Origin of the sequence: Mesorhizobium sp. M2A.F.Ca.ET.067.02.1.1, assembly GCF_004023285.1 — a bacterium.
Classification (GTDB): domain Bacteria; phylum Pseudomonadota; class Alphaproteobacteria; order Rhizobiales; family Rhizobiaceae; genus Mesorhizobium.
The window spans coordinates 1-2,246 of the sequence record NZ_RZSB01000878.1; the positions used below are offsets into that span (position 1 = coordinate 1).

General features: G+C 66.5%; 1 protein-coding gene and 1 pseudogene. One reads left to right on the plus strand and one right to left on the minus strand.

The window, feature by feature from the left end; translation table 11 throughout:
* Positions 1-801: pyridoxal-phosphate dependent enzyme (locus EOA28_RS33135; RefSeq protein ID WP_128315715.1), on the minus strand; the 801-nt coding region annotated here is incomplete at its 3' end.
* 163 nt (positions 802-964) lie between these two features.
* Between EOA28_RS33135 and EOA28_RS33140 the strand changes: the two are divergent.
* Positions 965-2,246, plus strand: a pseudogene (locus EOA28_RS33140) (BTAD domain-containing putative transcriptional regulator); the annotation flags it as partial.

A 2,246-nucleotide genomic window follows, 5' to 3' on the forward strand; every position in this document is an offset into this window, starting at 1 on the left:
GCGCTGGTCGATCGCCTCCTGCAGCACATTGGGGATGAAGTCAGGAGTCCAGCCCTGGATCGGATGTGGCTCGAAAGCCGGATGGCTGGCGGCCGGCGCGCCGCCGGCGCCGCGCTCCTGGGCCTTGCCGCTGCCGATCAGCTGCGCGTTCGCCGGCTCGGCGAGCACGATCCTGACTTCCGGCCGTTCCTGGCGCAGCACGCGGCCAACGCCGGTCACCGTGCCGCCCGTGCCGTAGCCGGTAACCAGATAGTCCAGCCTTGAGCCCGCGAAATCGTTGATGATCTCGCGGCCCGTGGTCGCCTCATGGATGGCGGCATTGGCTTCCGTCTCGAATTGGCGCGCCAGGAACCAGCCATTGGCCTCGGCGAGCTCCACCGCCTTCTTGTACATGCCGAAACCCTTCTGGGCGCGCGGCGTCAGCACAACCTTGGCGCCCAGCATGCGCATCAGCTTGCGGCGCTCGATGGAGAAGCTGTCAGCCATCGTCACCACCAGCGGATAGCCTTTCTGCGCGCAAACCATGGCAAGGCCGATGCCGGTGTTGCCGCTCGTTGCCTCCACGACCGTCTGGCCGGGCTTGAGCTTGCCGCTGCGTTCGCCTTCCTCGATGATGTTGAGCGCCAGCCTGTCCTTCACCGAGGCCGCCGGATTGAAGAACTCGGCCTTCACATAGATCGTCGCGTGACCCGGCCCGAGATTGTTGATGCGGATGACCGGCGTGTCGCCGACCGTGTCGAGAATGCTGTCGAACAGCCGGCCGCGCCCGGCCGTGGTCCTGATTTTCAACTGATGCAACATGGATCTCTCTCCTCGAATCTCACATGCCGGTTACAGACCGGCGGACTGGGCGGCGCGGTTTCGACACCTTGCCGCGTTAGGTTGCTTGCCGACATTCGGCAAAGGCCCCATCCGGCTCGAGAACTCGTCGCCAGATGCGCCCTGTTGTGTTTGGTGATAGAACATGGACCAACCAGTCAGCGTGGGAGCGAGCGTGGAAACGGACGTGGAATCCGTTTGGTCGGCCCAGAAAAGCAAGGCAGCCCGCCTGTCGATCCGGCTGCTCGGCCCGGTCGCGATCATGCGCGACGATGTTCCCGTCGCGCTGCCTTCGTCACGCAAGCTACGCGCGCTGCTTGCCTATCTGGCGCTGGCGCCGCGCCCCGTCAGCCGCAGCCGTCTTTGCGAGCTTCTCTGGGACGTGCCCAACGATCCGCGCGGCGAGCTGCGCTGGTGCCTGAGCAAACTGCGCGCAGCGCTCGACGAACCCGGCCTGCGCCGGATTGAGACGGAAGGCGACACCGCGGCGCTTCGCCTCGGCGATATGAGCGTCGATGCCGTCGTGGCCGCTGCCGCGGTGGCGGAAGGGATCGAGACGCTTAGCCTCGACCGTCTGCGGGCGCTTGCGCAACTGTTCGCGGGCGACTTCCTCGACGGGCTGGAAGTCGATCGCAGCCCGCATTTCGGCAGCTGGCAGACGGCGCAGCGCCGCCGTTTCAGCGCATCCCATGTCGCTGTTCTGGAGCACATCATCGACCTTCTTCCGCGGGGAGCCGACGAGGCCGGCGCCTATATCGACAAATGGCTGGAGCTTGCGCCCTTCGACGGCCGCGCGCATGTGGCGCTGCTGGAGAACCTGGCACGGCGCGGGCAGTTCGGCGCCGGCGAAGAGCATCTAGTGACGGCGGCGGAGCTGTTCCGCTCGGAAGAGCTGGATTTCACGCCGTTGCGCGAGGCCTGGCAGGAGATAAGAGCCCGCAACGCCGGCGCAACGCCATGCGCCCGATCCGGGCCGCCCTTCCCGGCCCCGGACCTGCCGGCTGGAGCGATCGAATCCGAGCCCGCGGCGACGCGCCGGGCTTCGCTCGCGGTGATGCCGTTTGCCGAGAGCGCCGGCGCTGGCGGCTTCCGTGGCGGGCTTGCCGACGGCCTCACGCATGACATCATCACGCGGCTTGCCAAGCTTCGCGATTTCTTCGTCATCGCCCGCGGCTCGGTCTTCGCGCTCGCCGAAAAGAACATCGCGCCGGAAGACGCCGGGCGCAGGCTGAATGTCGACTATGTCGCGACGGGCTCGGTGCAGTCTCTGCCGGGCCGATTCATCGTGTCGGTCGAACTCGTCGAGGTGCGCACGGCGCGGATCGCCTGGGCCGAGACCTTCGAGCACAAGCCCGACGACATCTTCATCGTCATCGAGGATATCGGCAACAGCATCGTCTCTTCCATTGCCGCCGAGATCGCGACGG